Below are 16,130 nucleotides of genomic sequence, written 5' to 3' on the forward strand. Positions count from 1 at the left end.
ACATGGAAAATCTTGATTTTGTTTCGTCTGAGAAGACAGCGTCTATTCCAAAGTTTAAAACAGATAATTTGAGCATTGATGTTATTTTAGAATTTTACTTTATCGATACAATTAATCTTTGGCGAAATAAATTAGATGATCTTGCAAAGGAGTATGAACTTAGTAGATTAGAAAGACGAATACTTGTTTATATTGGTAGAAATCCAGGAATTCGACAAGCGGATTTAGCTTTAATCATGGATGTGGAACCTCAAAGCTTAACCCGTTCACTCGAAAATATGGAACAAAAAAAATGGTTGCAAAAACAAGACGACAATAAAGACAAGAGAGCAAAATGCTTGCATCTAACAGAACAAGGAGAAAGCAAACTACTAGATGCATTCAAAATAAGCGAACGTATAAGACCAAAAGTGCTTAAAGATATAGCTGATGATGAAAAAATGTTACTTACTCGTGTATTAAAACAATTAAGAAAAAATTTAGAAAGTATGATCTGAGAGAAACAAAATCTCGAAATATTGTAAAGATTAATCACTAAAATTTTTACTAATAATATTTAATTGTGATTAATAAAAATTTTACAGAATATTTTTTATATTTATATGGAATGTTAAATAGTGTTTTTAAAAATGAAGTTTGTTTTGTTCCAATACAACTAGTGCTGCACCAATAGCTCCAGCTGAATCACCTATTTTATGTTTATATATAGGAATTGGTTGTTCAGGCAGATAAGTGTTTTCCCCAATTTTTCTTTCTAATCCTTCATAAATGATATCTTGCAGACTCAGACCACCTCCTAAAACAAAGTAATGAGGATCAAGCATACAAGTTAAGGAACCTAAAAAAAGAGCTAAGTCAGATTTATAGCGTTTAACAACAGCTAAAGCGATAGGATCTTGCGCTTTATATAATTCAAAAATTTCTGCCGCAGTCGGGCGTTTTTCTATTTGTGAATAAATTCGATTATTTAATGCAGCTTCAAGTGCTGGGCCGCATAAATATTGTTCTGCACAACCAGCACGGCCACAGTAACAAGGAGATCCTCCAGCATAAAGAGTCATGTGCCCCACTTCACCAGCGCCGCCTCTTCTTCCAGTAACTGCTTTCCCATTTACAACAATGCCGCCACCAAAACCTGAACCTAGTATAAGACCAATACTTACTTGCTTGTTTACAGGAATTCCTGATTTTTTAAAGTAATCTAGACCTGCTCCGCAGAGAGTTTCTGCTAAAGCAAAACAATTGGCGTCGTTTTCACAAACAATAGGAAAAGAGACTTTTAATTTTGCCCGAAGATCTTGATGTATATTATGACCTACTAAGATCATAGTATTACTTGATGTCACTACTTCAGTTTTGGGATCAACTGGTCCTGGGATACTTAACCCAATCCCAGCTAATGAATGCAAATCTAAATTTTTCTCGGCACAAACTTCTTTAGCAAGCGATGCTAGCTTATCAATTACTTGTGCGTAACCATTATGCCTTTCTGTCGCCACTCTTTTCTTAAATAAAACATAACCTGGTACAATGTCACCTGATGATTTTTGGAATTCAAAAGAAGAAAGGTAATCTTCATCTTTATTTAACTTTCCGATATGAATCAGCATAGCTTCAAGTTTTGTTCCACCTATATCAAACCCAATAAGATGCATAACGACTTCTCCAAGAGAAACAATAAACAATAGAGCCTGTAGCTTGCCATACAAAAGCTTAGTTTTTCAACTTTTAAAATGGATAATTGCAAAAAATAATATTGGACAATAATTATTTAATTATAAGGATTTAATGTAGATGATAATAATCATAAATTTTATTGATTTCTTCGTTCATAAGCTTTATGTCATTCACTAACTTTTCTAATAAAAGTATAAACTTTTTATGATCTAATGAATTTTCTTTCCTCCGATAATGAGAGATCCCCTCTTCAGCCTGTTTTTCAAGCTTTTGCAAAAGTTTCATTTCATTTCCAGTATCATGCAATTGAATATTTCTCTTTGAGAGAGGTAATCTTGCTACTGACATTCGAAAAAAATCTTGGATTGTTTCTAATTGAATTGAAACTGAGGATAGGCCATTTATCTTTTTCTCATAGGAGTTTAATTGTAAAGTATTATAAATATTTAAGAGTGAATAATGAATTCTTTCTTGAGATAAGATAAAAGACTCATATTCTTTTAAGGGATACTTTTTAGAACCAAGTTCATAATATATTTCAGAAATTTTATTTCTTGCCTCTTGGTTTGAAGTGGCAGAAACAATTTTTTGTGCATAAACGCTTTCTTCGGAAGCTTCTCCCCCAACCCAATTTCTAATTATAATAAAATAATTTTCAATTTCAGAGACAACTTTCAACAAGTCATTTTTGAATGTTTTTCTTGCAAAATCAGGCCATAATACAAGAGAGCCTAATGTTCCAACAAGAGCTCCTAGTGCCACATCTTCAATTCGTAAAATAGCAAATTCTCTTCCATTGTGGAAAATAGTTGAAAAAATAGCTATTAATCCAAGAGTGAAAAAAAATACTGTGTATGTGTATGAATATGTATTATACAAAGAATTATATATAGCTAGTAATATAGAAACTAAAAGTATCCCAATAGATAAATAAACATTATCAGGGAATAAAAGAGTTAACGATAATGCAAGAGCACACCCCAAAATAGTACCTATAACTCTTTGCTTCACTCTCTTTAAGGTAGCTCCAAAATTGCTTTGTAGACAAACAACAGCAGTTACAATAGCCCATGCAGGAAATTCGCCTTGGAGAAAATGTCGATTTATAAATAAACAAATTATACAAACAATCGAAGTTCTCCAAGCTTGTCTAATTTCAAGGACTCTGAAATTAAAAACAAACTTTACTGCACTATAAATAATATTTATTAAAGACATATTATTCAGCTTTACTTAATATTTTAAACTCTTTATAAATTAGACTAATATTATCTTTTAATAAAAAAACCAAAAATAATATTTCATCAAATGTTTCATTATTAGAAAAACGCAAACCAATCTTTTCAAATTTTCTAAATTCAACCAAACTGTTTAAGTACAATTTTTCAAATATATTGCCTAAATCTTTCAAATTTATTAAAGAAACATTAGAAATAAAATTAAGCAAATCCTGATTAATTTTATTGATTAAAATTTTAAATTTTAAAAAATAATCTTCAAGTTCTAAAGTTATATTCAGAGCCCTTATTTTTATTGAAATACCCAAAATGTTTTCAACATATTTTTCAATCAATTTTATAAGAATATAGAATGGATTTAGCTCATTTTTTGTACTTTTTTTTCCTTTTTTAATTATTAAATTTAATTCATTTAAAAGAATTCTAACATTTTTTAAGCGCAAAAATATTTTTTCCCTTTTATTTGTAAGAAGAAGAGCATTCTTATCTGTTTTATCATTCATATAAATATCTAAACTTTGCAAATATGAATTTACTTCATGCAAAACCGACTTTAATTCATAGTAACATTCTTTTTTTAGTTTTGGCGGTATTATTAAAACTGAAACTAAGTAACAGATTGAAAAAGCGACGGTATCCATCAACAGAAATTTTATAAAATCATTATGATTTTTTATTGTCATAATACTATTTAAAGGGATAAAATACGCCCAAATTGAAAAAAGACTATTAATTTGATAGTAAGTACATATATATAACAAAAAAGTAATGAGAAATAAAAACACATACGTTGTTGATATATAAAAAGAATAAGGATAAGAAATAAAAACTAGCATAATTGAAATAAAAAAAGAAAGTAACATATTTATTTCAAAACGCCAGTACATAGTTCGTGTGCTTGCTTGACTTAGGCCTAGAGCACAAATACCCATAAAGAAAAGAGAAATATCTTTGAAATAAGCATAAATAAGAACTACCACTAGAATAGCTAATGCAGTTCTCAATCCTTGAAGAATGGAGCGATAGTCTCTTTCCCAAAAATATTTCAACATTTCTTTAAAATTATTTTTAACCATCCAATTGTGTTAACCACTCCATGATCATTTTCATTTCTTTTCCGGTTATAAATTCTTTTGCGTAAGCAACATCAAACAAATCAGTAGTTCTGAAAAGACTTTTAGCAATGACATGATGGGTTGCAAAAGACTCACTTGCTTTTTTTAACTGATGAGTTGAAATGCTAGTCACAAAAATATTCTTTACAGGTTCCATCTTTACATATTCTAACGCTTGAAGCACGCTACCGCCTGTTGTAATCATGTCATCTACCACAAAAACAACGGCATTTGTTGGTAAAGTTCCCTCTATGACGGAAGTCAATCCGTGTTGTTTAGGTTTACTTCTGACATAAACAAAACCACAATTAAAAAATTCAGCTAAAGCGTATGCGGGGGCTATCCCTGCAGTAGCAGTACCAGCAAAAACAATATTGTTTGTACTTTCAAAAACAGAAGGAAATTCTGTTTTCAAAAAATGACCCCATTTAGTTACTATTTTTTTCCTTAATGTAACGTGAGAAAAAATTTTACGGTGATCCAAATAAACTGGAGATTCTTTTCCACTTGCAAGTTTAAACATCGGATTTGTACTAATTTGTAATACTTTAGTTTCGATAAAACCTCTGACTATATCATGAATATCAGAATCAAGTATCATGATAAAACCTCCCAACTTTTTTCAAATGGTACTTTTAATACTTCTGCAATTTCAGCAGCTAAATTTAAATTCCACATCATACCAGTTGCTGCATGAACAATATTCGCTCCAGCAGATAGATAAGAACTGAAATGTTCTGCAGACATCACACCACCAACACCAATTATTGAAAGTTCTGATGATTTTAAGCCATGCTTTTCTTTTAATTTGGCTAGTCTAGAAACCATTTGGAGCCCTTGTTGAAAAATTAGTGCCCCACAAATCCCTCCACTATAGGTTCCACTACCTAAAGCAATTTCACCATTTGGTTTTCTGATCTCTGCAGAAACTGTATTTATTGCACTAATTGCATTAATTTTACCAGCGGTTTCACCAATAAATCTATTTAAATCTTCTTCAGATAAAACACCAATTTTAGCAATTAAATTAATTTTTTTCTTTTGTTGCATTAGAATTGAATTTACTAAATGAATGACCTCTACTGAACTCTGGATGTCCTTATATAATGGACTTTGCACTTCATTTGGGCAACTTAAGTTTATTTCAATAGTACTGCTATTTGTCGAATTGACACATTCAAGTACTAATTGCGTTACTTTGATAATATCTTCATAAAAGGCTTTTTTTGTTTCAGTAGAGCTTCCTTTTTCCATTCTACTACCTTGGAAACTTAAGACAATTTGTCGTCCTGTTGCAGAATGTAAGTCGCAAAGCTGGATAAAATCCTTTTGCCATATTGCAGGTTTTTGACTAGGAACTCCGAATGAATTTGATATAGAAAGATTTCTGGAAAAAAAATCTTCTGCTATTAAGTTACGTCCAATTACTAAGTTATTATTTTCTGCATATAAAGATTTTTCATTAGCAGATATTGTTAAAATATTTGGCCAAGCATTACTTTTCCATTCTAATGAACGCACCGTTTTGTACACTGGCATACAAAAACCAGCATTTAATGCAACTCTTACAAATGCAGCATTTAACAAGGGTCCAGCAGCAACCCCAAAAGGAATATGCAAAGGACAGCCTAGAAACTCATACTTTGCATTTTCAGTATATTTTACAATTGGTACCTTACCACCCTTCACAAAACGTGGATCTGGGCCTTTTATATAATTTTCATCGTAAGTCGCCGCAGTATTATACATAATTAAGCTAATCCCATTACTTTCAAACCGTTTAAAGTAGCAATTTTAACCAGTTCATCCATTTCATAAAAATGTGTTGCTTCTAACAAAACTCTTAATTCTGTTAAAAGATTTCCATCTGCAAAAGGTTTATATATATCACAAATATTATCTGATCCCAATGCAACAGTTAAACCAGCAGGAATCATCTCATCAATTGGTGTAATTGAATTATGTGTTGGTGAAAATATTTCATTGCGTCTGCTATCAATCCATGCAGTTGGACAAGCTACAAAACTTAGATCAGCATCTTTACAAAGCTTGTATAATTCCATTCGATAATTTTTGGAATGAGCTGCAATTGATATTCCATGCACTGCAGTTACTTTGCCTTCTAAACCGTACTCAATTACTTTGCGAGCCAATAATTCAGTCTCTTTTTCTGTTGCAGAATTTAATTGATCCACATGAACATGAACCCGTTTGTTTGTTTCTTTAGCGGCTTGCAAAAGAATGTTTAAGTGCTGCTCTTCTAGGCCAGCATCAGCTCCAGGTAAACCGCCAATAATATCAACGAACTCCAGAGATTTTTCAAACCATTTGCGAGCCTCTGGCTCAACAACTCCTTTTAATGTTTGACAAGCGATTAAAAAACGCATTTTGAGTTCTTTGCCAGCATATTCCTTTGCCTTAATTGCTGCTTTTAAAGCTCTTTCGCCAGCAACAGAATCACAATCAATGAAGGAAAGACAATTTCTTATCCCTTGTTCATGTTGTAATTGCAAAGCGGTTGATATGTGCTGAAAATAGATATCTTCTGTAGCTGTTTTTTTAAACCTATCTACTAATTGCCACTTTTCTTGTAATTGACTGTTGATATTTCCCTGGGTTGAATTGAAATCATTTAAAGTTACAGAATAAGCTCGATCAAAATGCGCATGAGCATTGACGAACCCACCCTGACCAGAGATTAACCCTGACAGTTTTGTAAGTGGATTCCACATATTTTTTATCCTTAAAGTAATGCAGGTTTTTTGGATGATTCTATTGATTTAGATACACCAGACTTTGGAGTCTTCGCCATTTTCTCAACTGTAACTTTAAGTACTTCAAAATCTGTTATGAGCTGAACTCCATTTTTAACACTCCAATTTCGAATATTTTTTCCATCTATTTCTTCACTTGGAAGTTTGGAAGGGTTTGGAACATTAACAACTAAATCAAATCTATTTTGTTTTAATAAATCAATTAAATTTGGCTTATGACTTTCTTCATTTGCTTTATGTACAAGGACACTTTTAATTCCATGTTTAGCCAAATATGAATGAGTTCCTTTTGTGGCAAAAAGTAAAAAACCTTGTTTATTTAATTCATTTATTAAAGGAGTAAATTTTTCTTTATTTTCATCGCCACCCACAGATACCAAAGCATATCTCTCTTTTTCTTGTGAAAGTCGCATTTGCATGGTGTAAATTTCAGTAAACCCTGCTGAAGCATTTTGATTAAAGGCATTACTCTTCATGAATGTTGCTAGTTTTTCATCAAAAATACTATTTGGAGTTTCAACTGCAATAACATCCGCTCTTCCTTTAAATAATTTCACAGTAACTAAACCTGTTACTTTTTCATTTATTTTTTCAATAAATGCATTTAAATCATCCATTAAAGGCTCATGCCACAATGCCCCATAGCATAAATATCCCCATTTTTGATCAACTAATGTTTTAAATTCATTTTCTTGACGAGTGCAAACAAACTTCTCGAGTGTTTCATGCGCACGAATAATAACATGCGCAGCTGGAGCTTCATAAACTCCTCTTACTTTAAGACCTACAACCCTGTCTTCTAAATGATGAGTAACGCCAACACCATGCGCAGCTCCTAATTTATTTAATTCAAAAATAATTGAAGGAAGATCAAGATCTTTACCATTAATTTGCACAGGAATTCCTCTTAAAAATCCAATTTTTAGGACTTCCGCTTCATTTGGTGTTTTTTCTACAATATTACATACTTGCAGTATGGCTGGGAGATTAGGAATTAAAGCTGGATTTTCTATTTCTCCACCTTCTGCTGAAACTCCCCACATATTATCATCATAACTATAAGGAGAATCTTTAGTTTGTTTTACTGGAATGTCATGCTTTCTTGCATATTCTAACTCTTCATCTCTACCCATACCCCATTCACGTACAGGGGCAATAATTTTCATTTCTGGAGCCAATGTTAATATAGTTCCTTCAATTCTTACTTGATCGTTCCCTTTTCCAGTACAACCGTGTGCAATACAGTCACAATTTTCTTCTCTTGCAATATCAACTGCAATTTTAGCCAATAAAGGTCTACCTAATGGAGTCGCAAGATGATAGTCCCCTTGGTAACGAGCATTTGCTTTGATTCCCTTTGATAAATAATGGTATGCAAATTCCTTTTTTGCATCGATAACATATGCTTTTTTTGCACCTAAGCGAAGGGCTTTTTGTTTTATTTCTTCAAGATTATCAGCTTGTTGCCCTATATCAATAGTCAAGGCAATCACTTCAGCTTGATAATACTCTTGAATCCATTTCAACATAACAGATGTGTCTAAGCCACCAGAGTACAATAAAACAACCTTACGAATTTCTCCCTTGCGACCTTCATAAGAGGCTACTTTTACATATTCTGTCATAATGAAATCTCCTAATTTAAAAACTTCTAAATTTAGCCAAAAAAAAAGCCCCGCAAAGCGGAGCTTAAAATAAATTACGAAATAAAATCACCAAAAAGGTCTTTTTCCTTAGAGCGCTTTAAGCTTAGATTGTATACAGATAAAACGTTCACGAATAACCTCTTTTGGAATGGCAAAAAAACATCCGAAGTTTGATATAGGAAATTCATAAAAGAAGCAAGCAAAAAAAGACTACTTCGCATAACTCTTTGAAACAACAAATAAACTAGAACCAAACTGGTCGCCATCTAAGAGATCTAAGCTCTCCGAATCAAGATATCCAGTACTTTTTCCCCCAATAAATTCAATACAATTACTGCCATTCAGGTCGCATCTAAAGACCGCTCCCGTCCTTTGATTTTGAAAATTCATTCTTCCAGGAACTCCAATAAACAAATATTCTTTAAAAACTGCTATACTCATACCTAAGTAATCTCTTGGTCCTAATTTAAGTTTAGCTGCACTTTCTTTATTTTCTCCACCAATTATTTCTGAACAGTTGTTTCCATCTAAACCGCATTTAAAAACGGCACCTAGATCATATTGTTGAGGATCTGTAATAGGAACACCACTTCTTCCAGAAGCGCCTACGTATATATTTGTTTTTGAAATAGTTATACTTGTTCCAAAGTTATTATTCGAGGCTAGACGTAAATTTTTTAAATTGAAAAAATCACATTTTGATCCATCAATTGTACATTTCATAACACTTCCACTACCTGAATTTTTATTTGGAACTCCAATATATAAAAAATTATTACTTGTTATTAGACTTGTTCCAAAAGAATCATCAGTTGCTAATTGGCTTATAACTGCTTTATTTTTAGATTTACCACCTAAAAATTCTGAACAATATTTTCCATCTAAGTTACATTGAAATATACTACCAATATCATCGACATCATTTCCATCTCTTCCAGGGACACCAATCAGTAATTTATTTTGACTAAAAGCAGTACTTGCAGCAAAATGATCACTTGAAAATAACTTTACAGGAACAATAACTTGTGAATTTTCAAATGGTAAATGACCTCCCAAAAATTCTCTGCAATCGTTTCCTTCCAAATCACATTCAAATAATGAACCGACTTCGTCTTTATAATTTGCACTAGAAATGCTTCCCGTATCATTTGCTTTTTTATTATCTCTTCCCGTAGCGCCAATAAATATTTTTTTATTAAAAACGTTAATGCTAGCACCAAAAACATCACCATTAAAAATATTTACTGTTTTATAAGATCTATTTTCAGGAGGAGAAAAGCGTTTGTTACCTCCTAAAAATTCATAGCATTCATACCCATCTAAAGTGCACTTAAAAACAGCACCTTTTCCAGCCCTTCCTTTTGCACCAATTAAAATATAGCTAGCATCATCTCCTAAGTTTTCTTTTGTTACACTCTCATTTTGCGTCTTATTTTGCTCTGATGTATATGTTGATTGGCAAGCAATACATAATTTCATCACCCCTATTGCCAATAAAAATCTATATAAATTGCTTGGTATATTTAGATTAGATAAACTTTGAAGCATATAACTCCTTCCAACAAATGAAATTCCGTATGATTCATTATACCTAAAATAAAATGTCATTTTTTTTACTATACGTATAATCAATTTCCACAAGGATTTAATTAACTGTTGAAATATTTCGATGATAGCTTGGCTAATGGTTTTTAAACTACTAGGTTAGGCTTTCTAAAAAGTATGAAAAGAACGTATTTACTTAAACTTATTCTGATACTTACGCTTTCTGGTTGTTCTTCTAGTAACAAAACTAATGAACGTAACGAAGATGAGTTTTCTGAACATTATAAAACAAATAAAGAAATTATTTATGCAAAGCCTAAAGAAGCAAAAGATGTGATAAAATACGATATCAACGACGACTATATTACTGATGAACAATACCCAAATAGAATTCAGAATGAAAAAATTTGTACTATGGTGTTCCATTATACTGCACAACCCTATAAAAAATCTCTTCGAGCCCTGACAACTGGCGGAAACAGTTCACATTGGCTTGTCCCATCCAGTGGTAAGACTGTCTTTAAAATTGTTAGCGAAGATAGAAGGGCACAACACGCAGGAACGAGTCTTTGGAAAAACAGAAAAAATGTTAATGTTATCTCAATTGGAATTGAAATTGTGAACTTAGGTTTTAAATGCAAGAATAACAAAAAATTTTGTGATCAAGATTCTATTGAATGGATAGATTTTCCAGATGAGCAACAGAAACTCATTATTTCATTAGCAAAAGATATTCAAGAAAGATATAATATTGATCCGCTGTGCATTGTAGGACACTCTGATATTGCTGTAGATAGAAAACTCGATCCTGGACCTCTTTTTCCTTGGAAAAGAATGGCCGATAATGGAATTGGAGCTTGGGCTAACGAGTCTGAAATTCAAACACAAATTGAAAAAATAAAACAATCATTAGGAGCAAATATTTCTCCTTTTTTAATTCAAATACGTCTTTATGAATTTGGCTATGATATTAGAAATGAAAAATCTTCAAATAAAAAAATACAAACAGATCTTTTAAATTTTGAATACAATATACATAAAACACCAATTGCAGATATCAAAGCCTTAAATCTTGCAAATGAATTTGGTACAAAAAATATTAAAAATAAAATATTTGATAATAAAAAAACAAACTTTGCCTTACATGCATTTTTAATGCATTACTTACCTGATGATTATTTAGCCCATAGAACTATAGAAGAAGCACAAGTAGCAAAAAAACAAGAAAGAGCAAAGTTAAGAGAAAAATCTAATGGAAAGAACAAGAAAAATAAAAAAACCCAAGTTAAAATAAACCGTTCAAAACATGATCCTAAAAAAACACCCGATAAACAAAGCGACTTTGATGGGGATACCATTGAATTAATTAAAGGATTTGATAATTTGAGAGTTCTTGCAACCCTTCAAGCTTTACTTGTTAAGTACCCAAATAAAGTTAGAACTGGCTGCAATTTTTAATTTCTATTTCTTTTATTCAATACTAAAAATCATATCAGAATATTTAGGATAAGGCCAAAGTTCATTTGGCACCATTCCTTCAATATTATCAACAGCGTTACGGAGATCATCCAATTTTGGAATTAAATTATTTGCAATTTCTTTACTTGTTCCTGTTAAGTTATCATGTTCTAGGGCATTTCCTGCTGTTACCTTTTCAACTTGAATTTTTAAATTTTCAAGAGAACTTGCTACATGTCCCAAAGCATCATTATATTTTTCAACAATTTTTTTCACTGGAGTTGAGATGTTTAATTCATTTGAAAGCTTAACATTTTTTAGTAATTTATTATGATATTCTATACAAGCTGGTAATACTAAAGATTGAGCCATTTCAATAGCACAATTAACTTCAATTAATCTTTGTTTTACATATCTTTCTTGCTGAATTGCCAAACGGCTTAAAATATCTTCAGCATTAAAAACGCCTACTTCTTCCAGAAATTTTGTTTTATTTTTATCAGCTAATACAAGTAATGCTTCAGGAGTGTTTTTAAAATTTGAAAGTCCACGTTCAAAAGCATCATCTTGCCATTCTTGCGAATATCCGTTACCTTCAAAACGAATTTTTTTAGTGAAACTAATTACATCTTTTAATATTTTTAAAAGATCATTGTCTCCTACTGTTCCGTTAACTGCTACTTTTTCTAACTTTTTATTTAATTTTGCAAGCCCATCACATACTGCTGCATTTAATATTGCTGCTGGATAATTTATTGGAGCACTTGAACCAACAGCACGAAATTCAAATTTATTCCCAGTAAATGCAAATGGAGATGTTCTATTTCTATCAGTATTATCTTTAGCTACATCTTGTAGATGAGATACGCCGAGATCAATCATGACTTTTTCTGCATTTACTTTATCTACAGAACCAACTTCAATGGCATTTAAAATTTTGTCTAGATTATTTCCTAAGAAAATAGAAATTATTGCTGGTGGTGCTTCATTGGCTCCTAATCTATGATCATTTCCCGCAGAGGCAATAGATGCTCTTAGAACATCAGCATTTTCATAAATACCTAATAAAACTGAGCATAAAAATGTTAGAAAAACTAAATTCTCATGTGGAGTGGCTCCAGGATCTAATAAATTTCTTCCTGTAGAATCCATCATAGACCAATTCAAATGCTTTCCGCTTCCATTAACGCCTTCAAATGGTTTTTCATGTAATAAAGCAACAAATCCATGTTTTAAAGCAACACTTTTTAAACATTTCATAACAAGTTGATTATGATCTGCTGCAATATTTGAACTTTCATAAATAGGAGCAACTTCAAATTGACTTGGCGCAACTTCATTATGTCTCGTTTTTACTGGAACGCCTAATTTGTATAATTCAACTTCTAGTTCATTAAAAAAAGATTGAACTCTACTTGGGATATGCGCAAAGTAATGATCTTCAAGTTCTTGACCTTTAGGAGCTTTTCTTCCAAAAACAGCTCTTCCTGATAAATGCAGATCAATTCGTTTCATAGCGTGCCGTTTATCTATAATAAAAAACTCTTGTTCAGGACCTACTGAAACAGTAACGTGCGTAACTTTTTTTTCGCCTATTAAATTTAAAGTTTTAGTCGCTTCAGCAGAAATTGCAGCATTAGAACGTAACAAAGGAGTTTTAAAATCTAAAGCTTCTCCATGATAACTAACAAAGACTGAAGGAATATATAAAGTTTTTCCATTTTCAGTTTCCATGATAAACATAGGACTTGAAGGGTCCCAACCAGTATAACCTCTAGCTTCAAAAGTAGAGCGTTTACCTCCTGATGGAAAGCTTGATGCGTCTGGCTCACTTTGCAATAACTCAGGTCCAGTAAATCTTTCAATGGGATTTCCGCTTTTATCAAACCAGAGAAATGCATCATGTTTTTCAGCTGTCGCACCTGTTTGAGGTTGAAACCAATGACAATAGTGTGTTGCCCCTTTTTCCATTGCCCACTCTCTTGCTGCTGATGCAACTCTTTCAGCTAAAGCCGAGTCTATTTTACCTCCAAGCTTCATAACTTTACTCATAGTTTCCAAATCTTGAGATGATAGTCGTTTTACCATTGCTCTAAGATCAAAAACATTTGTTCCAAAATATTCCGCAACTCTAGATTGTTTTCCATCTCCGTTTAGAGGGCGATTCACTTTGCGAAAAGATAAAGGGTAGTAAGGTAAAATATCAGTCATTTGGTGCAACTCCAAAAAATAAACAAAATTCTAAATAAAAGAATAAACCTCTAAATAAACAAAATTTATATATAGAATTTTAAATATCAAAAAACTTTAATCAATTCGGTCATTCGTTCTTAGCATAAATAATTTTAAAAGGAAAAGAGATTTTTATTTTTTAGAAGAATAGCGTAACCAAAAGAATATAGGTACTCTTGAAGGAAAAATGACTATAAATAGAAAGGAAAGAATTCCTCCTAATAAAAAAGCTTCCGAAAGTGCTGCACATATTTTTGATTTTTCGCTCACTTTCAAATGGATATTTTTATGATTTTTTATAGCAATACCAAAAATCCATCGACCTAAGGTTGATCCTTCAAAACCTAAAATTGAATATTGAAAAAGAAAAACTAAAAAGGCCATAAACAACCAAACTTGCAAAGAAAACATAAAGGTGTAAATCATATTCATATCTGTAGTTATAAAGCTCAAAATTTTTGCATTACTTGGTGATATCGCAAAAAAACCCTTTGGAAGAAAAACAAAATTTATACATAGTGAAATAATTAAAAAGCAAAATCCTAATAAAGCATCTATAGTCCAAGCCAAAAACGCAAAAAATGGATTTACATAGTATTTCTCAATAGTTGAATTTTTATAATCTATTTTTTGTTTTTCATGTTGTTTTTTTAAATTTTTATTATTTAAAGAATTTTCTGAATCATTTAAAATATTTTCACTCAAAGGAATTGCAATTTCAGATGAATGTTCATCGGCAAAAATCTCATTTTTGGTTTCGATTTTATTTTCTAAATAATTATTTTTAACTTTATCGGATTGAATTTGTTTTATTTCATGAGAATTTAATTTTTTTTGGATTACTTCAGAGAAAAAACCAAATCCTGAATGGAGAGGTCTGATGTCATTTTTCTTAGTAGAAAAGTAGTTTGAGAGAATGAAACTCATAAAGCTTCCTCAACAAACAAATTTAGTAAAGATTTTTTAACAATATCTTCTTTAATAGAACTAATTTTTTCTTTCCATTGATTTACAGGAAAAATTGCTTTTGCCATTGTCCGATGTCCTCCACCTGAACCAAATCCTACGTTTGCAATGATTTTTCGCACTACATCGCCTGCATTTTTAACATATCCCACATTGCGGATACTCATCACAAGATTTTCTTCAAATACACCAGCACAAACAACCCATTCAATTCCTTCAAACTGCAGCATAAAATCTGCAACTTGAGGAATTAAATCTTCTCTAGTTACATTTGTTAAATAGCTTACTAACAGTTTATCTTGATATTCCATTTTCAATAAAGCATTTGCCAACAAAGGAGCAAATGCCATAGGTATTTCTGGTTTCTCCATTCTTCTGAGCAAATTATAATTTATATCTGGATATAAAGAAACAAAAGCGTATAAATCCGCATCGATAACTTCTCGATTTAAATGTAAGGTGTCGGCCTTAATACCGTAAATCAAAGCAGTAGCTAATCGTTGACCGATATTTACAGCAGCTGCACGTAAATATTCGGTTAAAATAGTGGATGTGGCTCCATATTTTGAACGAATATCGCAATAAGGTATATTTTGATAATTTCCGACCATAGGATGATGATCAATAATGACGTCTACTCTCGGTAAAGGAAATGTGAAATGTGCTGGTTGCGTATCAAGCAAAGCTACTTTATCAAAATTAGACAGATCTTGGGGCTTAATTGTTAATACTTCTAAATCTAGTAATTGCATCATCGCAATATTTTCAGGACGAGTTACTTTTCCAAAGCTAACTATAGGTGTTGAAAGTTTATTTCTTCCTAACAGACATCGTAAGGCAAGAGCTGAAGCAAGGCCATCCGGATCGGGATCGGGTTGTAGTAAAAGGGCTATTTTATCACCATTTAATAAAATATCTCGAACTTCCTTAACTCGATGCGTACTTTCAATATGCCGAAGTTCAGCACTAATCGGCCTGCTTAACAGCTCTGTCCAAGAAAGCACAAGCTCTCTATCATTATCAACCAACTTTCTAGGAACTTCTTCCGGATCCCCTATTTGAAAAGAAAGTATTCTTGATTTAGGCAATTCATCTAAAATATATTCACGAACAATTGAATATTTATCATGATCTTTTAGAGAAAGAACAACACAAATTGGATTGTACCCACTCCATTGATGGTAAAAAGAAGCCTTTGTAATATCACCCTTAACTAGAATTTCTTCAATGTCTTTTGAATCTTCACAAGCTTCAAGGAGAGATGCCTGAAGTTGATTTTGTTTGTTCGGCAGCCAGACTTTAATATCCATATTCTTCTGTATATGCACCAAGGTTGAAGCCAATTCGGGGTCATCACAAATAACTAAAAAAAGTCCACGCTTTGAATCCATTTAATACACCTTAATACCAAATTCCACTTTAAACAAAAAAGCGAAATCTTTTAAATTATTCTTGCACGATAGCCCATGCTACAATATT

The 16,130-nt window shown here is 31.8% G+C and carries 13 protein-coding genes; 2 read left to right on the forward strand and 11 right to left on the reverse strand.

The genetic code is table 11. The features are described 5' to 3' along the window. The first annotated feature begins 2 nt into the window (after positions 1–2). A complete protein-coding gene (locus tag QEJ31_RS01105) occupies positions 3–497 on the forward strand; it encodes a MarR family transcriptional regulator (RefSeq protein ID WP_280591942.1) in 495 nt (164 codons plus the stop codon). Between the two features lie 126 nt (positions 498–623). Here QEJ31_RS01105 and QEJ31_RS01110 read toward each other — a convergent pair whose 3' ends face one another. From QEJ31_RS01110 to QEJ31_RS01145, 8 genes are all read right to left on the reverse strand, one after another. Beyond that, complete coding sequence (locus QEJ31_RS01110) at positions 624–1,655, reverse strand: ROK family protein (RefSeq protein WP_280591943.1); 1,032 nt, start codon at positions 1,653–1,655, stop codon at positions 624–626. A gap of 130 nt (positions 1,656–1,785) precedes the next feature. Then, positions 1,786–2,895, reverse strand: coding sequence for an FUSC family protein (locus QEJ31_RS01115; protein ID WP_280591944.1), 1,110 nt, complete (start codon positions 2,893–2,895; stop codon positions 1,786–1,788). A gap of 1 nt (position 2,896) precedes the next feature. Then, positions 2,897–3,991 (reverse strand): hypothetical protein, encoded by a 1,095-nt coding sequence (locus QEJ31_RS01120; RefSeq protein ID WP_280591946.1) that lies wholly within the window; start codon positions 3,989–3,991, stop codon positions 2,897–2,899. Further along, on the reverse strand, positions 3,984–4,631 hold the full coding sequence (locus tag QEJ31_RS01125; RefSeq protein ID WP_280591947.1) for a phosphoribosyltransferase family protein: 648 nt from the start codon (positions 4,629–4,631) through the stop codon (positions 3,984–3,986). The genes QEJ31_RS01120 and QEJ31_RS01125 overlap by 8 nt, the downstream gene beginning before the upstream one ends. Beyond that, entirely contained in the window at positions 4,628–5,779 is a 1,152-nt protein-coding gene (locus QEJ31_RS01130; RefSeq protein ID WP_280591948.1) for a hypothetical protein, read from the reverse strand. The genes QEJ31_RS01125 and QEJ31_RS01130 overlap by 4 nt, the downstream gene beginning before the upstream one ends. Before the next feature lie 2 nt (positions 5,780–5,781). Beyond that, a complete protein-coding gene (locus QEJ31_RS01135; RefSeq protein WP_280591949.1) occupies positions 5,782–6,762 on the reverse strand; it encodes an amidohydrolase family protein in 981 nt (326 codons plus the stop codon). Positions 6,763–6,773: 11 nt separating this feature from the next. Continuing rightward, a complete protein-coding gene (locus QEJ31_RS01140; RefSeq protein ID WP_280591950.1) occupies positions 6,774–8,429 on the reverse strand; it encodes an argininosuccinate synthase in 1,656 nt (551 codons plus the stop codon). A 231-nt stretch (positions 8,430–8,660) separates the two neighbouring features. After that, a complete protein-coding gene (locus tag QEJ31_RS01145) occupies positions 8,661–9,998 on the reverse strand; it encodes a hypothetical protein (RefSeq protein ID WP_280591951.1) in 1,338 nt (445 codons plus the stop codon). 174 nt (positions 9,999–10,172) lie between these two features. On the opposite strand from QEJ31_RS01145, the gene QEJ31_RS01150 reads away from it, so the two are divergent. Then, positions 10,173–11,453 (forward strand): N-acetylmuramoyl-L-alanine amidase, encoded by a 1,281-nt coding sequence (locus QEJ31_RS01150; protein ID WP_280591952.1) that lies wholly within the window; start codon positions 10,173–10,175, stop codon positions 11,451–11,453. Between the two features lie 12 nt (positions 11,454–11,465). On the opposite strand, the gene QEJ31_RS01155 is transcribed toward QEJ31_RS01150, so the two are convergent. The 3 genes from QEJ31_RS01155 to QEJ31_RS01165 form a co-directional block, all read right to left on the reverse strand. Then, positions 11,466–13,664: a glutamine synthetase III gene (locus tag QEJ31_RS01155; RefSeq protein ID WP_280591953.1), complete on the reverse strand. Its 2,199-nt coding sequence runs from the start codon at positions 13,662–13,664 to the stop codon at positions 11,466–11,468. A gap of 153 nt (positions 13,665–13,817) precedes the next feature. Then, entirely contained in the window at positions 13,818–14,612 is a 795-nt protein-coding gene (locus tag QEJ31_RS01160; RefSeq protein ID WP_280591954.1) for a hypothetical protein, read from the reverse strand. Further along, positions 14,609–16,042 (reverse strand): DHHA1 domain-containing protein, encoded by a 1,434-nt coding sequence (locus tag QEJ31_RS01165; protein WP_280591955.1) that lies wholly within the window; start codon positions 16,040–16,042, stop codon positions 14,609–14,611. Before QEJ31_RS01165 ends, QEJ31_RS01160 begins: the two co-directional genes overlap by 4 nt. Positions 16,043–16,130 lie beyond the last annotated feature (88 nt).

Source organism: Pigmentibacter sp. JX0631 (assembly GCF_029873255.1).
Classification (GTDB): Bacteria; Bdellovibrionota_B; Oligoflexia; order Silvanigrellales; family Silvanigrellaceae; genus Silvanigrella.

Excerpts from the sequence above, each read along its gene's own strand:
- QEJ31_RS01165 (WP_280591955.1), bottom strand. The coding sequence starts at position 16,042 with ATGGATTCAAAGCGTGGACTTTTTTTAGTTATTTGTGATGACCCCGAA.
- QEJ31_RS01105 (WP_280591942.1), top strand. The coding sequence starts at position 3 with ATGGAAAATCTTGATTTTGTTTCGTCTGAGAAGACAGCGTCTATTCCA.
- QEJ31_RS01120 (WP_280591946.1), bottom strand. The coding sequence starts at position 3,991 with ATGGTTAAAAATAATTTTAAAGAAATGTTGAAATATTTTTGGGAAAGA.
- QEJ31_RS01110 (WP_280591943.1), bottom strand. The coding sequence starts at position 1,655 with ATGCATCTTATTGGGTTTGATATAGGTGGAACAAAACTTGAAGCTATG.
- QEJ31_RS01145 (WP_280591951.1), bottom strand. The coding sequence starts at position 9,998 with ATGCTTCAAAGTTTATCTAATCTAAATATACCAAGCAATTTATATAGA.
- QEJ31_RS01140 (WP_280591950.1), bottom strand. The coding sequence starts at position 8,429 with ATGACAGAATATGTAAAAGTAGCCTCTTATGAAGGTCGCAAGGGAGAA.
- QEJ31_RS01135 (WP_280591949.1), bottom strand. The coding sequence starts at position 6,762 with ATGTGGAATCCACTTACAAAACTGTCAGGGTTAATCTCTGGTCAGGGT.
- QEJ31_RS01160 (WP_280591954.1), bottom strand. The coding sequence starts at position 14,612 with ATGAGTTTCATTCTCTCAAACTACTTTTCTACTAAGAAAAATGACATC.
- QEJ31_RS01150 (WP_280591952.1), top strand. The coding sequence starts at position 10,173 with ATGAAAAGAACGTATTTACTTAAACTTATTCTGATACTTACGCTTTCT.
- QEJ31_RS01130 (WP_280591948.1), bottom strand. The coding sequence starts at position 5,779 with ATGTATAATACTGCGGCGACTTACGATGAAAATTATATAAAAGGCCCA.
- QEJ31_RS01155 (WP_280591953.1), bottom strand. The coding sequence starts at position 13,664 with ATGACTGATATTTTACCTTACTACCCTTTATCTTTTCGCAAAGTGAAT.
- QEJ31_RS01125 (WP_280591947.1), bottom strand. The coding sequence starts at position 4,631 with ATGATACTTGATTCTGATATTCATGATATAGTCAGAGGTTTTATCGAA.
- QEJ31_RS01115 (WP_280591944.1), bottom strand. The coding sequence starts at position 2,895 with ATGTCTTTAATAAATATTATTTATAGTGCAGTAAAGTTTGTTTTTAAT.